At 72.1% G+C, this 16,614-nt stretch carries 12 protein-coding genes; 8 read left to right on the plus strand and 4 right to left on the minus strand.

All coding sequences use genetic code 11. The features are described from left to right. Positions 1 to 2,115 (minus strand): LPS-assembly protein LptD (locus D9C15_RS33675; protein WP_205854700.1); only part of this gene is annotated, 2,115 nt, incomplete at its 3' end. Positions 2,116 to 2,216: 101 nt separating this feature from the next. Between D9C15_RS33675 and D9C15_RS02295 the strand changes: the two genes are divergently transcribed. After that, positions 2,217 to 3,278 (plus strand): aminoglycoside phosphotransferase family protein, encoded by a 1,062-nt coding sequence (locus tag D9C15_RS02295; RefSeq protein ID WP_240668258.1) that lies wholly within the window; start codon positions 2,217 to 2,219, stop codon positions 3,276 to 3,278. Here D9C15_RS02295 and D9C15_RS02300 read toward each other — a convergent pair. Next, on the minus strand, positions 3,272 to 4,219 hold the full coding sequence (locus D9C15_RS02300) for a LysR family transcriptional regulator (RefSeq protein ID WP_127995795.1): 948 nt from the start codon (positions 4,217 to 4,219) through the stop codon (positions 3,272 to 3,274). The two genes, D9C15_RS02295 and D9C15_RS02300, sit on opposite strands and share 7 nt — an antisense overlap. Before the next feature lie 118 nt (positions 4,220 to 4,337). Here D9C15_RS02300 and D9C15_RS02305 point away from each other — a divergent pair, with 118 nt between their 5' ends. Both D9C15_RS02305 and D9C15_RS02310 read left to right on the plus strand, forming a co-directional pair. Further along, a complete protein-coding gene (locus D9C15_RS02305) occupies positions 4,338 to 4,643 on the plus strand; it encodes a DUF4148 domain-containing protein (protein WP_127995796.1) in 306 nt (101 codons plus the stop codon). Positions 4,644 to 4,675: 32 nt separating this feature from the next. Further along, positions 4,676 to 6,340: an NAD(P)/FAD-dependent oxidoreductase gene (locus tag D9C15_RS02310; RefSeq protein WP_127995797.1), complete on the plus strand. Its 1,665-nt coding sequence runs from the start codon at positions 4,676 to 4,678 to the stop codon at positions 6,338 to 6,340. On the opposite strand, the gene D9C15_RS02315 is transcribed toward D9C15_RS02310, so the two are convergent. Beyond that, complete coding sequence (locus tag D9C15_RS02315; protein ID WP_127995798.1) at positions 6,327 to 6,803, minus strand: flagellar basal body-associated FliL family protein; 477 nt, start codon at positions 6,801 to 6,803, stop codon at positions 6,327 to 6,329. The two genes, D9C15_RS02310 and D9C15_RS02315, sit on opposite strands and share 14 nt — an antisense overlap. Positions 6,804 to 6,873: 70 nt before the next feature. Further along, positions 6,874 to 8,349 (minus strand): M20 family metallopeptidase, encoded by a 1,476-nt coding sequence (locus D9C15_RS02320; RefSeq protein ID WP_127995799.1) that lies wholly within the window; start codon positions 8,347 to 8,349, stop codon positions 6,874 to 6,876. Positions 8,350 to 8,471: 122 nt separating this feature from the next. Between D9C15_RS02320 and D9C15_RS02325 the strand changes: the two genes are divergently transcribed. The 5 genes from D9C15_RS02325 to D9C15_RS02345 all read left to right on the plus strand — a co-directional run bounded on the left by D9C15_RS02325 (position 8,472) and on the right by D9C15_RS02345 (position 16,607). Further along, positions 8,472 to 9,620, plus strand: a complete 1,149-nt coding sequence (locus D9C15_RS02325) for an ABC transporter substrate-binding protein (RefSeq protein ID WP_127995800.1) — start codon at positions 8,472 to 8,474, stop codon at positions 9,618 to 9,620. 60 nt (positions 9,621 to 9,680) lie between these two features. After that, positions 9,681 to 10,586, plus strand: coding sequence for an enoyl-CoA hydratase-related protein (locus D9C15_RS02330; RefSeq protein ID WP_127995801.1), 906 nt, complete (start codon positions 9,681 to 9,683; stop codon positions 10,584 to 10,586). 205 nt (positions 10,587 to 10,791) lie between these two features. Further along, positions 10,792 to 12,003 (plus strand): efflux RND transporter periplasmic adaptor subunit, encoded by a 1,212-nt coding sequence (locus tag D9C15_RS02335; protein ID WP_127995802.1) that lies wholly within the window; start codon positions 10,792 to 10,794, stop codon positions 12,001 to 12,003. 10 nt (positions 12,004 to 12,013) lie between these two features. After that, positions 12,014 to 15,229, plus strand: a complete 3,216-nt coding sequence (locus tag D9C15_RS02340; RefSeq protein ID WP_127995803.1) for an efflux RND transporter permease subunit — start codon at positions 12,014 to 12,016, stop codon at positions 15,227 to 15,229. After that, positions 15,222 to 16,607 carry an efflux transporter outer membrane subunit gene (locus tag D9C15_RS02345; RefSeq protein WP_127995804.1) on the plus strand — a complete coding sequence of 462 codons (1,386 nt, stop codon included), beginning with the start codon at positions 15,222 to 15,224 and terminating at the stop codon, positions 16,605 to 16,607. The genes D9C15_RS02340 and D9C15_RS02345 overlap by 8 nt, the downstream gene beginning before the upstream one ends. The last annotated feature ends 7 nt before the right edge of the window (positions 16,608 to 16,614 follow it).

Consider the following 16,614-nt stretch of genomic DNA (forward strand, 5'->3'; position numbering starts at 1 on the left):
GCTGTAGTTGATGCGACCCACGCTGAACCAGCTGCCGCGGCAGTTCGTGCCGTTCGACGTGGCGCCCGGCGCGGCTGCCCGTTCGGCCGGCGTGGCACCGTAGATCGGCCATTGCCAGCCCAGTTCCACCTGCTCGCTCAGGTCGCGCGCGAAGCGGTAGGTCGCCCCGACGGTGCGGTACGGCCCGGGCGAGTACCGCGCGCCGACGATCGAGCGCACCATGCGCGCGGTGTCGGAGTTGTATTGCAGCGAGGCATCCAGCGTCCAGCGCGGCACCAGGTGGGTGGAGCCCAGCAGCAGCACGTCGGAGAAGCGCTGCGTCAGCTCCGGCCCGTCGGGCGTGCCGTCGGCCTGCGCCGTGATGCGCTGGTCGCGCAGCAGGTAGCGCTGCGCAATGCCCAGGCGCAGCGTCTCGGCGCCGGTGGCCGGGTCGAGCAGCCGGGTGGTCACCCCGGCGGTGACCTGGTGCGCGTCGGAGACGCGGTCCACGCCGGAGAACTGGTTCTCGGTGTAGATCGAGTCGAAGTTCAGGTCCTTGCCGGCCGTGTCGAACACCGGCAGGCCGGCCTGCGCGCGGTAGGGCGTGCGGCTGTACAGCAGGCGCGGCTCGAGCGTCTGGCGCACGTCGCGGCCGAACCAGTGCGCATCGCGCTCCAGCACCCAGGCGCTGTCCAGGCTGAGCGTGGGGATCACGCGCGAGACGCGCCGCCGCCCGTCGGCCAGCGGCGCGTCGAGCGAATAGCTGGCCGCGTTGAACGAGAGCTTGGGCGTCAGCGTCCAGCCCGGGGTCGCGTGCGACCAGGCCAGGCTGCCCAGTGCGTGCGTGCGCGTCCCGGTGGGCCGCGGCGCGGCGCTCGGGTCGGCGCGGCCGTTGCTCGTCTCGACGAAGTGGTTCGCCTCGGCCTCCAGGCCGAACGCCAGCCCCTCGCCGTTGCCGCGCAGCCAGCGCACGCCGAGCTGCGGCGAACGCTGGTACGGTGCCTCGATGCGCGCCGCCTCGTCCTGCAGCACCTGCCAGCGCTCGACGCGGGCATACACCGTCGCCTCGCCGAACACCCGGCTGGCCTGCAGGTCGGAGGCGAGCAGGCGCGGCGTGATGCTGGGCACGGCGCGCGGGAAGTCCTTCCAGTAGGCGTCGTCGGAGACCCGCAGCGTGCGCAGCTGCACGCTGAGGTCGTCCATCGGCCGGCTGTCGGCCTCGAGGTTGAGCGCGCGGCGCGAATGGCCGGTCAGCCGGTCGTGCGGCAGCAGGTGGGTGGCGATCGTGCCGGCGTAGCGCGGCTCGAGGAAGCGGAACTCGAGCTCGCTGCCGAGGCCGCGCTTGGCCGAGACCAGCGGCGTGATCGTCGCGTCGCGGTTGGGCGCGATGTTCCAGTAGTACGGCACCGAGACCTGCAGGCCGCTCTTGCTGTCCAGGTTCACCGAGGGCGGCAGCCAGCCCGACTTGCGCTCGTCGGTGAGCGGGAAGCTGAGCACCGGCGCGCCGAGGATGGGCACGCCCTGGAAGCGCAGCACCGCGTTCTCGGCGATGCCCTCGTTGGCCTCGAAGTCCATCTTCACGCGCTCGGTCGACAGCACCCAGGCCTGGCCGCCCTCCTCGTCGGGCGAGCAGCTCGAGTAGGTGGCGCCGCTGGCCACGGCGCGCTGTTCGTCGATGAAGTCGATGCGCCGTGCCGTGCCGCCGGCGCCGGTGCGGCCGAAGAAGTAGGTCGGCTCGAGGAACCAGCCCTCGAAGCGCTGCACGTGCAGCTGCAGCTCCGGGCCGCTGTAAACGTTGCCGTCGCGGCTGACGCGCACGTGGCCGCGCGCCAGCGCCAGGTCCTCCGGGAAGTCGTAGCTCAGGCGGTCGGCGCGCAGCACCGTGCCGCCGCGGCGGAACTCGACCTCCCCTTCGGCCACGGTCTCGAGGTCGGGCCGGCCGCGCAGCTCGCGCGCGCGCAGCACGATCGGCAGCTGCCGCCCGGCGTCGCCGCGCGGCAGCGGGGCGAGCGATTCGGCACGGCGCAGCGTCAGGCCGGGCCCCTCGACGCCCTGCGCCGACGCCGCGGCCGCGGCCAGCGCGAGCGGCGCGAGGGGCCAGCGGCAGGGCGGGCGGGGGCGGCGGGAGCGATGCAAGGGCGAGGTCTGCAGCGGACCGCCGCGGCAGGGGCAGGGATGGTGCTTTGTAGAATCGATTATCCACGAGGCCTTCCGGCCGAACCGCCCCTTCCCCCGACGTGAGCAGCTCCTCCGACACCCGCATCGCGTGGGCCGACCCGGCCCGCGCCGCCGCCTTCCACGCCTGGCTCGACGGCATCGCGCCGCGCCACGGGCTGGACGTCGCCAGCCTGCGCAGCGCCTCGAGCGACGCGAGCTTCCGGCGCTACTTCCGCATCGACGCGGCCGGCGGCGCAAGCTGCATCGTGATGGACGCGCCGCCGCCGCAGGAGGACGTGCGGCCCTTCGTCGCGGTGGCCGCCCTGCTGCACGAGGCCGGCCTGAACGCGCCGCGTGTACTCGAGCAGGATCTGGAGCGCGGCTTCCTGCTGCTCGGCGACCTGGGCACGCAGCTGTACCTGCAGGCGCTGCAGGACTGCGTCGCACGCGGCGACGCCGCCGGCGCCGACCGCCTGATGCGCGACGCGATCGCGGCGCTGGTGCGCTGGCAGTCGCGCGCCGACGCGAGCGGCCTGCCGCCCTACGACGAGGCGCTGCTCGCGCGCGAGCTGGCGCTGTTTCCGGAGTGGTGCGTGGCGCGCGAATTCGGTGTGCGCTGGAGCGACACGCAGCGCAGCCAGTGGGACGCCGCCTGCGCGCTGCTGATCCGCAGCGCACTCGCCCAGCCGACGGTCGCGGTGCACCGCGACTACATGCCGCGCAACCTGATGGTGGCCGAGCCCAACCCGGGCATCCTCGACTTCCAGGACGCGGTGCGCGGCCCGATCACCTACGACATGGCCTCGCTGGTGCGCGACGCCTTCATCTCCTGGGACGAGGAGCGCGAGATCGACTGGAGCGTGCGCTACTGGGAAGCCGCGCGCAAGGCCGGGCTCCCGGTGGCGCCGGACTTCGGCGAGTTCTGGCGCGCGCTCGAGTGGATGGGCCTGCAGCGCCACCTGAAGGTGCTGGGCATCTTCTGCCGCCTGAAGCACCGCGACGCCAAGCCCGCGTACAGCGCCGACCTGCCGCGCTTCTTCGCCTACGCGCACAAGGTGGCGACGCGCTACCACGGCTTCGGACCGCTGGCGCACCTGCTCGAGCCGCTGATGGGCACCTCGCGGGTGGACGCCTTCTACTGAGACGGCGGCGCGCCGGTCTCGCAGCCCGCGGCCACCAGCCAGGGGTCGCGGTCCTCGCCGCCGAAGGTCTGCACCAGGAAGTCGACGAACACGCGCGTGCGTGCCGGCACGTGCTTGCGCGTGGGCATCGCGGCATAGAGCGTGGCGCTGAACAGCTTCCAGTGCGGCAGCACACGCTCCAGCACGCCGCTGCGCAAGGCCTCCTCGACCACGAAGGAAGGCAGCCCGGCGATGCCCAGCCCATGCCGCGCCGCGGCGTACATCGTGTCCACGTGCGTGGTCGCCAGCACCGGGCGCGAGGGCACCAGCGTGCAGGCCTCGCCGCCCGGACCGGCGCTGAAGCTCACCTCGCGCATCGAGCTCGGCATCATGGTGTCGAAGCCGGCCAGCTCGCGCGGGTGCTTGGGCCGGCCCTTGCGGTCGAGGTAGGCCGGTGACGCGCACACGATCACCTCGGCGCAGGCCAGCCGGCGCGCGACGAAGTCGCCGTCCAGCGGCCGGCCGGTGATGCTCAGCAGGCTCACGTCGTAGGCCTCGTCGACCGTCTCCACCGGGCCGGGCGCCGAGAGCTCGATCGTCACCTTCGGATAGAGCGCGTGGAAGCGCGCCAGGTGCTTGGCCAGCTGGTGCACCGCGAAGGCCGGCGTGGACAGCACGCGCAGGTGGCCGCGCGGCTCGGAGGCCGCGTTGCTGGCCAGTGCCTCGGCCTCCTCCACCTCGGCCAGGATGGCCCGCACCCGCTCGAGGTAGGACTCGCCGATGTCGGTCAGCGCCAGGCGGCGCGTGGTGCGGTTGATCAGGCGCGCGCCGAGGTGCTCCTCGAGGTCGGCCACGAGGCGCGTCACGACCGCCGGCGACAGGCCCAGCTCGCGGGCGGCCCCGGCGAAGCTGCCGCTGTCGATCACCCGGGCAAACACGCGCATCGAGTGCAGTCGGTCCATGAACGGTTTCCGAATTGTTCTCGGTTTGGCAATGCCGAATTGAAGCACACGCCGTTTATTGAACGCCTGGCAATGCCTACATTCCTTTCACACCCAACCGACACGAAAGGAACCCGTCATGAACACCAAGCTCACGATCGTTGCCGCCGCCCTCGCCCTGGTGGCCGGCACTGCTGCCGCAGGCGACCTCGTCAACGTGCCTGTGGAACGCAGCACGCTCACGCGTGCCGAGGTGCAGGCCGAACTGCTGCGCGCCCGCGCCGCCGGCGAACTGGTGTCCTCGGGCGACAGCTACGGCCTGCCCTGGGCCAAGGTCCAGAGCACCAGGCTGCCGGCCTTCGTGAACCGCGCCCGCGAGGACGTGCGCAGCGAGGCGCGCGGCGCGGCGCGCCAGGTCCGCTCCACCGACTACGTCGGCGGGTGATCCCGCGGCAGGCCCGACAATCGCGGCCTGCCATGTTGCGAATCACCGAACTGCGCCTGCCGCTGGACCATGCCGAGGAAGCCCTGCGCGCCGCGATCCTGGCGCGGCTGGGCATTCCCGACGCGGCGCTGCTGCAGGTGCAGGTGTTCCGGCGCGGCTACGACGCGCGGCGCAAGAGCGCGATCGAGCTGGTCTACACGCTCGACCTGACCCTGGCCGACGAGGCGGCCGTGCTGGCCCGCCATGCCGGCGACCCGAAGATCCGCCCGGCACCGGACACCCGCTACCGCTTCGCCGGCCATGCGCCGGCCGACTTCGCCGCGCGCGGCCTGCCGCGGCCGGTGGTGGTCGGCTTCGGGCCCTGCGGGCTGTTCGCCGCGCTGATCCTGGCGCAGATGGGCCTGCGGCCGATCGTGCTCGAGCGCGGCAAGGCGGTGCGCGAGCGCACGCGCGACACCTGGGGCCTGTGGCGGCGCCACGAGCTGAACCCCGAGTCGAACGTGCAGTTCGGCGAGGGCGGCGCGGGCACCTTCTCCGACGGCAAGCTGTGGAGCCAGATCAGCGACCCGCGCCACCTCACGCGCAAGGTGCTGACCGAGTTCGTCGCCGCCGGTGCGCCGGAGGAAATCCTCTACGTCAGCAAGCCGCACATCGGCACCTTCCGGCTCGTCTCGATGATCGAGAAGATGCGCGCCGGCATCGAGGCGCTGGGCGGCGAGATCCGCTTCCGTGCCCACGTGACCGAGCTGCTGATCGAGGCCGGCCGCGTGCAGGGCGTGGCGCTGGCCGACGGCAGCACGATCGCGGCCGAACAGGTGATCCTCGCGCTCGGCCACAGCGCACGCGACACCTTCGCGATGCTGCACGCACGCGGCGTGTTCATGGAGCCCAAGCCCTTCTCGGTGGGCTTTCGCATCGAGCACCCGCAATCGGTGATCGACCGCGCCCGCTTCGGCCCGCATGCCGGCCACCCGCTGCTCGGCGCGGCCGACTACAAGCTGGTGCACCACGCCGGCAACGGCCGCTCGGTCTACAGCTTCTGCATGTGCCCGGGTGGCACGGTGGTGGCGGCCACCTCCGAGCCGGGCCGCGTGGTCACCAACGGCATGAGCCAGTACTCGCGCAACGAGCGCAACGCGAACGCCGGCATCGTGGTCGGCATCGCGCCGGCGGACTACCGCCAGGCTCCCGGCGACGGCCCGGTCTCGCCGCTGGACGGCATTGCGTTCCAGCGCGCCCTCGAGTCGCGCGCCTACGAGCTCGGCGGCGGCGGTTATGTCGCACCGGGCCAGCGCCTGGCGGACTTCCTGCGCGGCCGGCCGTCGAGCGGCTTCGACACCGTGCAGCCCTCGTACAAGCCGGGCGTCAAGCCGACCGACCTGGCCAGCGCGCTGCCGGCCTACGCGATCGATGCGATCCGCGAGGCGCTGCCCGCCTTCGAGCGCCAGATCCGCGGCTTCGCGATGCCCGACGCGGTGCTCACCGGCGTCGAGACGCGCACCTCCTCGCCGCTGCGCATCACGCGCGGACGCGACTTCCAGAGCCTGAACGTGAAGGGCCTGTACCCGGCCGGCGAGGGCGCGGGCTACGCCGGCGGCATCATGTCCGCGGCGGTGGACGGCATCGAGGTGGCCGAGGTCGTGGGGCGCACGCTGCTCGAACGGGCGGGCGCCCGGTCCGAACCTACTGGGGCTTGATCAGCAGGTCCTGGATCGCGACCGCGCTGACGCCGGTCTCGCCCTCGCCGACGCCGAGGTAGGCGTTGAGCCGCTCGCGCATGTCCTGCGAGAGCGCGCGGATGCCCTCGGGGGCACCGAGCTCGGCGCGTGTGCGTGCGGCCACCGAGAGCTCGAGCAGCAGCCCGACCTGCTGCGTGTTGCGCTGGATCTGCGCCTTGACCAGCGTGCCCGGCACGTCGAGGGCGACACGCGCGCGCACGACCGTGCCGTCGCTGGTGGTGGCACGCAGCTGCGGCAGCGCCACCCACTCGGGCGCGGCGCGCGAACGCGCCTCGCTCCAGGGCATGTCGACCCAGGACAGGCTCGCGGCGATGCCGATCGGCACCAGCAGCAGTGCGGCCACGCCGGCGCCGATCAGCCACAGTCGACGCGCGTCGATCGAGACCGGGATCTGTTCGTCAGGGGGCAGTTGCGCAGACATGGCTGCGCCGATTAGACCGGCTGGGCCGGCGGCCGTGGGGCGGATCAACGCACCGAATGCGCCGCAGATCTCACGGACAGGCGGCGATCACCTGCGCGACCGCGGCGGTGAGCTTCTTGCCGTAGGGCACGTGCAGGAATTCATTCGGGCCGTGCGCATTACTCCTGGGTCCGAGCACGCCGCAGACCATCATCTGGGCCCGCGGGAAGCCCTGCTGCAGCAGGTTCATCAGCGGGATCGTGCCGCCCTGGCCGATGTAGCCGCAGGCCGCGCCGTAATGGGCCTGCGAGGCCGCCTGCACCGCCTGCTCGAGCCAGGGCGCGAGTGCCGGCGCGTTCCAGCCGGTGGCCCCCTGGGCGTCGAAGCGGCCGTCGGGCGCAAACGTGACCTTCGCGTTGTACGGCGCGTTGTCCTCCAGCAGCGTCTTGAGCGCCTGCGCGGCCTGGTGGCCGTCCACCAGCGGCGGCAGGCGCAGCGAGAGCTTGAACGCGGTGTAGGGCCGCAGCACGTTGCCGGCATTGCGGATGTCCGGGAAGCCGTCCACGCCGGTGACCGAGAGCGTCGGCCGCCAGGTGCGGTTCAGCAGCGCCTCGACCGGGTCGGTGGTGGTCGGCAGGGCCGGCCCGCCGTCGGCGCCGCAGGCCCAGGGGAACCTCTTCCAGACCTCGTCGCCCAGGATGGCCGCCGCGGCGCGCGCCTGCTCCACGCGCTCGACCGGGATGGCGCAGTGGAAGGACTCGGGCAGCAGGCGGCCGGTGGACGAATCCTCCAGCCGGTCGAGCACCTGGCGCAGGATGCGGAAGCTCGAGGGCACCAGCCCGCTCGCGTCGCCCGAGTGCACGCCCTCGGTCAGGATCTCGACCTTCAGCGTGCCGGTCACGTTGCCGCGCAGGCTGGTGGTGAGCCAGAGCTGGTCGTAGTTGCCCGCGCCGCTGTCCAGGCACACCACCAGCGCCACCTGGCCGAGGCGCGGCGTCAGCAGTTCCAGGTAGGCCGGCAGGTCGAACGAGCCGCTTTCCTCGCAGCTCTCGATCAGGCCCACGCAGCGCGGCCGCGCGATGCCCTGGCGGTCGAGTGCCTGGATCGCGGTGATCGCCGCGTAGACGGCGTAGCCGTCGTCGGCCCCGCCGCGGCCGTACAGCAGGTCGCCTTCCAGCTTTGGCGTCCAGGGCCCCAGGTCCTTGCGCCAGCCGTTGAACTCGGGCTGCTTGTCGAGGTGGCCGTAGAAGCACACCGTGTCGCCGCTGCCGGCGCGCGTGGCCGGCACGTCGAAGAAGATCACCGGCGTGCGCCCGGGCAGGCGCAGCACCTCGAGCGCGAGGCCCGGCACGCGCTGGCGCTCGACCCAGGCCGCCGCGTCGCGCACCACACGCTCGATATGGCCGTTTCGCTGCCAGTCGGCATCGAACATCGGGCTCTTGGCGGGGATGGCGATGTAGTCGGTCAGCGCCGGCACGATCTGCTCGTCCCAGCGCGCCTCGGCAAAACGACCGATGGCCTCGGCATCGTCGGGCTGCAGCGGCAGCAGCGGGTCGCGTGCGTTCATGTGGTTCGCCTCCAACAGGCAAGGTGGCGAAGAGTGTAGTGGGCGCGGGCGCGGCGGGTCGCGCATTGACCACCTGGACACCCGCGGCTACCGTGCGGTCACACGTACCGCAGGGAGTATCGATGCGACACGCGAGTCTGGACCGCCGGTCCGCCCTGGCCGCCGGGTTGGCGCTGCTGGCCGCGGGCTCGTCCCGCGCGGCCGACCCGGGCGTCAGCGCCACCGAGCTGCTGATCGGGCAGAACATCACGCTGCAGGGCGGCAAGAACGCGTATGGGGTCGAGGTGCTGGCGGGCATCAAGACGCTGCTGGACGAGGTCAACCGGGGCGGCGGCCTGTTCGGGCGGCGGCTGGTGCTGAAGACGCTGGACGACGAGAACCAGAGCGCCAAGGCCGAGGCCAACGCACGCCAGCTCGTCGAGGGGGGAGCGTTCCTGCTGTTCGGCTCGCTCGAGGGCGGCCCGTCGACCGCGGTGGCCAAGGTCGCCGAGGCCACCCGGGTGCCGCTGTTCGGCCCGATGGCCGGTTCGCCCACCCTGCGCCGGCCGCACATGTCGATGGTCTTCCCGGTGCGGGCCGAACACCGCGAGGAATTCCGCGCCCTGATCCGCTACGGCGCGAGCGTCGGGCTGCGCCGCGTCGGCTTCTTCCATGCCGATTCCGAGGTCGGCCGGCTGCACCTGGCCAACGTGCGGCTGGCCGCGCAGGAGAACGGCGTCGAGCTCGGCGCGGCACTGCCGTTCAAGTCCGACATCAGCGACCTGCAGCTCGACGACCTGGTCGCCGAACTCGGCGGGCAGAAGGTCGACATGGTGCTGAACCACGGCTCGGCCGGCGTCTACGAACGGCTGATCCGCAAGGCCCGCGCGGCCGCCTCGCGCGCCACCTTCCTGGCCGTCAACTCCGGCTCGACGCAGCTGGCCGCCGCGCTCGGGCCGCTCGCCCTCGGGATGGTGTTCGCGCAGGTGGTGCCGAGCCCCTGGGCCCGCAAGACGGCGATCGCGCGCGAGTACCAGGAGGCCTTCGGGCGCGCCCACCCCGGCCGCGAGTACTCCTACGGCAGCCTGGAAGGTTACCTGACCACCAAGGCGCTGGTGCTGGCACTGCGCCTGGCCGGTGCGCAGCCGAGCCGGGCCGGCTTCGTCAAGGCGCTGGACGGTGCCACGCTGGATCTCGGCGGCGTGCGCGCCCGCTACCGCAACGGCGAGCACACCGGCTCCGAGTTCGTCGACCTGGCGATGGTCACCCGCGAGGGGCGCTTCCTGCAGTGAGCGTCCGGGATTGACAAGCCCCGTCGTCCCGCTAGCCTCGGCAATTCGCCGGAGCAGTCCATGAACGAGTTCTTCGACCTGCAGCGCAGCGACGGCATCGCGCACCTGCAGCTCAACCGGCCCGAGCGCATGAACACACTCGCGCCGGCCTTCTTCCCCGCCTTGCGCGACGCGGTGCGTGCCCTGCACGACGAGGGCCGCACGCGGGTGCTGCTGATCTCCTCGACCGGCAAGCACTTCAGCGCCGGCATGGCGCTGGAGGTATTCGCCGAAGGGCCCCAGGGCGAGGCCGCGCCCGGCGCCGAGCGGCGCGATCCGCACGGCGACTCCCAGCGCCAGGCCGTCGGCGCGCTGCTGCAGATGCTGGACACGACCACGCCGCGTGCCCGGCTCAGCTTCCAGGACTCGCTGCGCAAGCTGATGGACTGCTTCAACGCGCTGGACGAGGCGCGCTTCCCGGTGATCTGTGCCGTGCAGGGCGGCTGCATCGGCGGTGCGTTCGACCTCGCCACCGCCTGCGACATCCGCGTCTGCAGCGAGGATGCGTTCTTCACCGTGCAGGAGATCCAGATCGGCATGGCCGCCGACCTCGGCGTGCTGCAGCGCCTGCCCAAGCTGGTGCCGCAGGGCGTGGCACGCCAGATGGCCTACACCGGCGAACGGATGCCGGCGCAGCGCGCGCTGGCGGTCGGGCTGGTCAACGCGGTGCTGCCCGACGCGGCCGCGCTGCTGGAGCATGCACTCGGGCTGGCGCAGGCGATTGCCGTCAAGTCCCCGCTTGCAGTGGCCGGCAGCAAGCTCGCGCTCAACCATGCGCGCGACCACGGCACCGCCGCGGCGTTACAGCAGATGACGCTGCTGCAGAGCGCGATCTTCGACACCGACGAGATGGCCCGCGCCATCGAGGCGTGGAAGGGCCGGCGCGACGGCGACTTCGAGCCGCTGAACCCGGTGGCCCGCTTCTGAGCGCCCCGGGGCCGGGCGGGCATTCCCGCAGGAGCCGTACGCGCGCCGTGTGACGCGCTGCAGACTTGCTTGACTTTCGCTAGGATCGCCGCTCCCCGCGGCTTGCCCCCGGACCCACCGGCCCGATGCGGTGCGCCGCCGCCACGCCACTCCCCCTGCCGGTCAGCCCACGAGGCGACACGGCGCCGTCATGCAAGGACCGGCCATGCCACCAGTCGCCGTCTCGCCGCGCTCTTCCATCCGTTTCCAGCTCGCCCTCGTGCTCGCCGCGGGCGGTGCGTGGCTGCTGCCGGGCTGCGGGCCGAGCCAGGCCCAGGGCGGCCCGCCGATGGCCCCACCGGTCTCGGCCGCGCCCGCGGTGCAGAAGAACGTGCAGCTGTTCGAGGAGTTCAGCGGCCGCATCGAGGCGGTCGAGACCGTCGAGGTGCGGGCGCGCGTGGCCGGCACGATCGAGCGCGTGCACTTCCGCGACGGCCAGGAGGTGAAGAAGGGCGACCTGCTGTTCACGATCGACCCGCGCCCGTTCACCACCGAGCTGGCGCGTGCCGAGGCGCAGTTCGCCGCGGCGCGCAGCGCCGCCGGCCTGGCGCAGACCGAGCAGGCGCGCACCGCGAAGCTGCTCGAGCAGAAGGCCGTGTCGCAGCAGGAGGCCGACCAGGCCGACGCGAGCCTGCGCAATGCCCAGGCTGCGGCACGAGCCGCCGAGGCGGCGGTCGCCAGCGCGCGGCTGAACGTCGAGTACGCGCGGATCCGCGCCCCGATCGCGGGCAAGGCCTCGCGCGCCAACGTCACGGCCGGCAACCTGGTCGGCGTCGGCGACCCGGTGCTGACCACGCTGGTCGCGCAGGACAAGGTGCACGCCTGGTTCGACGTGTCCGAGCAGGCCTACCTGCGCGCCCGCGCGGCCGCCGGCAAGGGCGCGCCGAAGGTCGAGCTGGGCCTGTCCGACGAGACCGGCTACCCGCATGCCGGCAGCGTGGACTTCGTCGACAACCGGCTCAACCCGGCCACCGGAGCGATCCGCATGCGCGCGGTGCTCGACAACAAGGACCGCCGCTTCGTGCCCGGCCTGTTCGCACGCGTGCGGCTGGCCAACGGCGGCAGCGGCAACGTGGTGCTGATCCCCGACCGCGCGATCGGCACCGACCAGAGCAAGCGCTTCGTCTTCGTCGTCGGCGACGACAAGGTCGCCCAGTTCCGCGAAGTGAAGCTCGGCGCGCTGCTGGAGGGCATGCGCGTGATCACCGGCGGCCTGAAGCCGGGCGAGCTGGTGGTGGTCAACGGCCTGCAGCGCGTGCGGCCGGGCGCGCCGCTGGCGCCGCAGGTGCTCGCGGTGGACGAGCACGGCATGCCGGTCGAGCCGCCGCCCGGCGCGCCGCCGGGGGCCGCCCCCGCCTCCGCGCCGAACAAGAGCTGAGGCGCGCGCCATGAACATCTCGCGCTTCTTCATCGACCGGCCGCGCTTCGCCGCGGTGCTGTCGATCATGATCTTCCTGATCGGCCTGATCGCGCTGCAGCGCCTGCCGGTCTCCGAGTACCCCGAGGTGACGCCGCCGCAGGTGGTGGTGCGCGCCCAGTTCCCGGGCGCCAACCCGCGCGTGATCGCCGAGACCGTGGCCACGCCGCTCGAAGAGCAGATCAACGGCGTCGAGAACCTGCTGTACATGAACAGCCAGGCCTCGGCCGACGGGGCCATGACGCTGACGGTCAGCTTCAAGATCGGCACCAACCCCGAGGTCGCGGCCACCGAGGTGCAGAACCGCGTCAACCGCGCGCTGCCGCGCCTGCCCGAGGTGGTGCGCCAGATCGGCGTGACCACCGAGAAGAGCTCGCCGAACTTCATCATGGTGGTGCACATGGTGTCGCCGGACGAGCGCTACGACGCGCTCTACCTGCGCAACTACGCGGTGCTGAACGTGCGCGACCAGCTGCTGCGCATCCCCGGCATCGGCACGGTGATCGCGTTCGGCTCGGGCGACTACGCGATGCGCATCTGGCTCGACCCGAACAAGCTCGCCGCGCGCAACCTGACCTCGGCCGACGTGGTGAAGGCGCTGCGCGAGCAGAACGCGCAGGTGGCCGCCGGCGTGGTGGGCGCACCGCCCTCGCCCGGCCGCACCGACTTCCAGCTCGCCGTCAACACCCAGGGCCGCCTGAGCACCGAGCAGGAGTTCGCCGACGTGATCGTCAGCGCCGACACGGCCGACGGCTCGCTGGTGCGCGTCAAGGACATCGGCCGCGTCGAGCTCGGCCCCAACACCTACGCGCTCGGCTCGCTGCTCAACGGCAAGGAGGCCGCGGCGATCGGCATCTTCCAGGGCCCCAACTCGAATGCGCTGGCGCTCTCGAATGCCGTGCGCGCAACGATGGAGGAGCTGAAGAAGGACTTCCCGCCCGGCGTCGACTACCAGATCGTCTACGACCCGACGCGTTTCGTGCGCACCTCGATCGAGAAGGTGGTCACGACGCTGTTCGAGGCCATCCTGCTGGTCGTGCTGGTGGTCGTGGTGTTCCTGCAGACCTGGCGCGCCTCGATCATCCCGCTGCTGGCGGTGCCGGTGTCGGTGGTCGGCACCTTCGCGGTGCTGCTGGCACTCGGCTTCTCGATCAACACGCTGACCTTGTTCGGCCTGGTGCTGTCGATCGGCATCGTGGTCGACGACGCGATCGTGGTGGTCGAGAACGTCGAGCGCAACATCGAGGCCGGCCTGAGTCCGCGCGACGCGGCGGTGCATGCGATGCAGGAGGTGTCGGGCCCGATCGTCGCGATCGGCCTGGTGCTGTGCGCGGTGTTCGTGCCGCTGGCCTTCGTGGCCGGGCTCGAGGGCCAGTTCTACCGCCAGTTCGCGGTGACGATCGCGATCTCGACCGTCATCTCGGCGTTCAACTCGCTGACGCTCTCGCCGGCGATGGCGGCCATCCTGCTGCGCCCGCACGATGCGCCCAAGGACTGGCTGACCCGCGGCATGGACGCCGTGTTCGGCGGCTTCTTCCGCTGGTTCAACCGCGTGTTCAAGCGCAGTGCGGAGAACTACTCGGGCAGCGTCACCACGATCGTGGCGCGCCGCAAGTCGATCGCGCTGCTGGTGTACGCGGTGCTGCTGGGCGTCGCGGCGCTGCTGTTCCTGCGCGTGCCGCCGGGCTTCGTGCCGCAGCAGGACAAGCAGTACCTGATCGGCATCGCGCAGCTGCCCGAGGGCGCCAGCCTGGCGCGCACGACCGAGGTGATCCAGCGCCTGTCGGCGATCGCCAAGGGCGTGCCGGGCGTGCGCGACTCGGTGGCCTTCCCGGGCCTGTCGATCAACGGCTTCACCGCCGCGCCGAACGCCGGCATCGTGTTCTTCGGCCTCGACGAGTTCGAGAAGCGCAAGACGCCCGACCTCAGCGCCGACGCGATCGTCGGCCAGATCAACATGCGCATCGGCGCGATCCAGGACGCCTTCCTGTTCGTGCTCTCGCCGCCACCGGTCAACGGGCTGGGCAACGCGAGCGGTTTCAAGCTGCAGATCCAGGACCGCGCGGGCCTCGGCGAAGAGGCGATGCAGGGCGTGGTGAACCAGCTGATGGGGCGCGTCTACGGCAACCCGAACGGCGGCATCACGCAGTTCTTCAGCAACTACCAGATCAACGTGCCGCAGCTGTACGCGAACGTCGACCGCACCAAGGCCAAGCAGATGGGCGTGAGCCTGTCGGACGTCTACGACACGATGCAGACCTACCTCGGGTCGCTCTACGTCAACGACTTCAACCGCTTCGGCCGCACCTTCCAGGTGATCGTGCAGGCCGACGCCGCCTACCGCGGCCGTGCCGAGGACATCGGCAACCTGAAGGTGCGCAACAACCGCGGCCAGATGGTGCCGCTGGCCGCGCTGATGACGGTCGAGCCGGCCTTCGGTCCGGGCTCGGTGACACGCTACAACGGCTTCTTCTCGGCCGACATCAACGGCGCGCCCAAGCCCGGCGTCAGCTCCGGCCAGGCGCAGGCCGAGATGGAGAAGATCCTCGCCGAGACGCTGCCGCGCGGCATGGGCTACGAGTGGACCGAGCTGGTCTACCAGGAGAAGATCGCCGGCAACACGATGGTCGTCATCTTCCCGCTGTGCGTGTTGCTGGTGTTCCTGGTGCTGGCGGCCACCTACGAGAGCTGGACGCTGCCGCTGGCCATCATCCTGATCGTGCCGATGTGCATCCTCTCGGCGATGACCGGCGTGTGGCTCAGCGGCCTGCTCGGCGCGCCGGGCGACAACAACATCTTCACCAAGGTGGCGCTGGTGGTGCTGGTGGGCCTGGCGTGCAAGAACGCGATCCTGATCGTCGAGTTCGCCAAGGACCTGGAGGAGAAGGGCGAGAAGATGCTGCACGCCATCGTGCACGCCACGCGCATGCGGCTGCGCCCGATCCTGATGACCTCGATCGCGTTCATCGCGGGCGTGATCCCGCTGGTGTTCTCGACCGGCGCGGGCGCGGAGATGCGGCGCGCGATGGGCATCGCGGTGTTCTCCGGCATGCTCGGCGTCACCTTCTTCGGCCTGTTCCTGACGCCGGTGTTCTACGTCGTGCTGCGCCGGATGACCGAGCGGCGGCGCGAGCGCGCCGCGCACCTGCGCGCCGAGGCGCTGGCCCGGGGAGGCGACCATGCGTGAACTCGCTGCCCTCGCCGCCGCGGCGCTGCTGGCCGGCTGCGCCAGCGGCCCGGACTACCAGGCGCCGGCCGCCACCGTCGAGTCGAACTTCGTGATGCCCGCGGCCGCCGGCGAGCCGCCGGCCGCGTTCTGGCGCGGCTTCGCCGACCCGCTGCTCGATGCGCTGGTCGCCGACGCGATGCGCGCCAACGCGGACGTGCGCAGCGCCCAGGCGCGGCTGCAGGAGTCGCGTGCCAACCTCGGCGCGGCGGATGCGGACAAGCTGCCGACGCTGAACCTCGGCGCCGGCGCGGGCCGCGCACGCCAGCTCGTCGGCACCGAGCTCGTGACGGACGACTACGTCTCCGCCTCGGCAGCCTTCAACTGGGAGCTCGACTTCTTCGGTCGCGCGCGCCGCGCCAGCGAGTCGGCCGCGGCGCAGGTGCAGGCGGGCGAGGCCGGCGTGCTGGCCGCGCAGCGCCTGGTCGGCGCCGAGGTGGCGACGCAGTACCTCGCCTACCGCGCGCTGCAGCAGCGCCTGGTGGTGGCGCAGGAATCGCTCGTCAACCAGCGCGAGTCGCAGCGCATCGTCAAGGCACGGGCCGAGCTCGGCCGCGGCACGCCGCTGGACGTGGCCCGCGCCAACGCGCTGGTCGAGAGCACCGAGGCGACGATTCCGGCTCTGCAGGCGGCGCTCGAGCGCACGGCGTTCCGGCTCGCCACCCTGAGCGGGCGCAGCCCGCGCGCGGCGCTCACCGCGCTGGCCGAGACCAAGCCGCTGCCCAGCCTGCCGGTGGTGCCGGCGGCCGGGCTGGCGGCCGGCACGCCGCAGCAACTGCTCGAGCGCCGGCCCGACATCCGCGTGGCCGAGCGCCAGCTCGCCGCAGCCACCGCCGCCATCGGCGTGGCCAAGGCCGACCTCTACCCGCGCATCAGCCTGGTGGGCCTGCTCGGCTTCACGAGCACCCGCGTGGCCGACCTGTTCGACGCCGACAGCCGCACCGGCAACCTGGGCGCGAGCCTGAGCTGGACGGCGCTGGACTTCGGCCGCGTGCGCAACCGCATCGGCGCCAGCGAGGCGCGGGCGCAGCAGGCGCTGGTGCAGTGGGAGCAGACCGTGCAGCTGGCGCTCGAGGAGACCGAGGGCGCTTTAAGCCAGTACACACGCAGCGTGCAGCAGGCCGCGCGGCTGGAGAACGCGGCGCGCGAGTCGGCCGAGGCGGCGCGCCTGGCACGTGTGCGCTACGAGGCCGGCGCGGCCGATTTCCTGACCGTGCTCGACGCCGAACGCAGCCTGCTGGCCGCACGCGACGCGCTGGTGCAGGCCCAGCAGGGCAGCCTGGCGGGGCTGGTGGCGGTGTACCGCGCGCTGGGCGGCGGGTGGGCGCTGCCGGGCTGAGCCCGTG

The sequence above is a fragment of the Piscinibacter defluvii genome (assembly GCF_004011805.1).
Taxonomy (GTDB): domain Bacteria; phylum Pseudomonadota; class Gammaproteobacteria; order Burkholderiales; family Burkholderiaceae_C; genus Piscinibacter; species Piscinibacter defluvii.

Coding starts and splice junctions, on each gene's coding strand:
- D9C15_RS02340 (WP_127995803.1), top strand. CDS start 12,014: ATGAACATCTCGCGCTTCTTCATCGACCGGCCGCGCTTCGCCGCGGTG.
- D9C15_RS02330 (WP_127995801.1), top strand. CDS start 9,681: ATGAACGAGTTCTTCGACCTGCAGCGCAGCGACGGCATCGCGCACCTG.
- D9C15_RS02325 (WP_127995800.1), top strand. CDS start 8,472: ATGCGACACGCGAGTCTGGACCGCCGGTCCGCCCTGGCCGCCGGGTTG.
- D9C15_RS02345 (WP_127995804.1), top strand. CDS start 15,222: ATGCGTGAACTCGCTGCCCTCGCCGCCGCGGCGCTGCTGGCCGGCTGC.
- D9C15_RS02335 (WP_127995802.1), top strand. CDS start 10,792: ATGCCACCAGTCGCCGTCTCGCCGCGCTCTTCCATCCGTTTCCAGCTC.
- D9C15_RS02310 (WP_127995797.1), top strand. CDS start 4,676: ATGTTGCGAATCACCGAACTGCGCCTGCCGCTGGACCATGCCGAGGAA.
- D9C15_RS02300 (WP_127995795.1), bottom strand. CDS start 4,219: ATGGACCGACTGCACTCGATGCGCGTGTTTGCCCGGGTGATCGACAGC.
- D9C15_RS02315 (WP_127995798.1), bottom strand. CDS start 6,803: ATGTCTGCGCAACTGCCCCCTGACGAACAGATCCCGGTCTCGATCGAC.
- D9C15_RS02320 (WP_127995799.1), bottom strand. CDS start 8,349: ATGAACGCACGCGACCCGCTGCTGCCGCTGCAGCCCGACGATGCCGAG.
- D9C15_RS02305 (WP_127995796.1), top strand. CDS start 4,338: ATGAACACCAAGCTCACGATCGTTGCCGCCGCCCTCGCCCTGGTGGCC.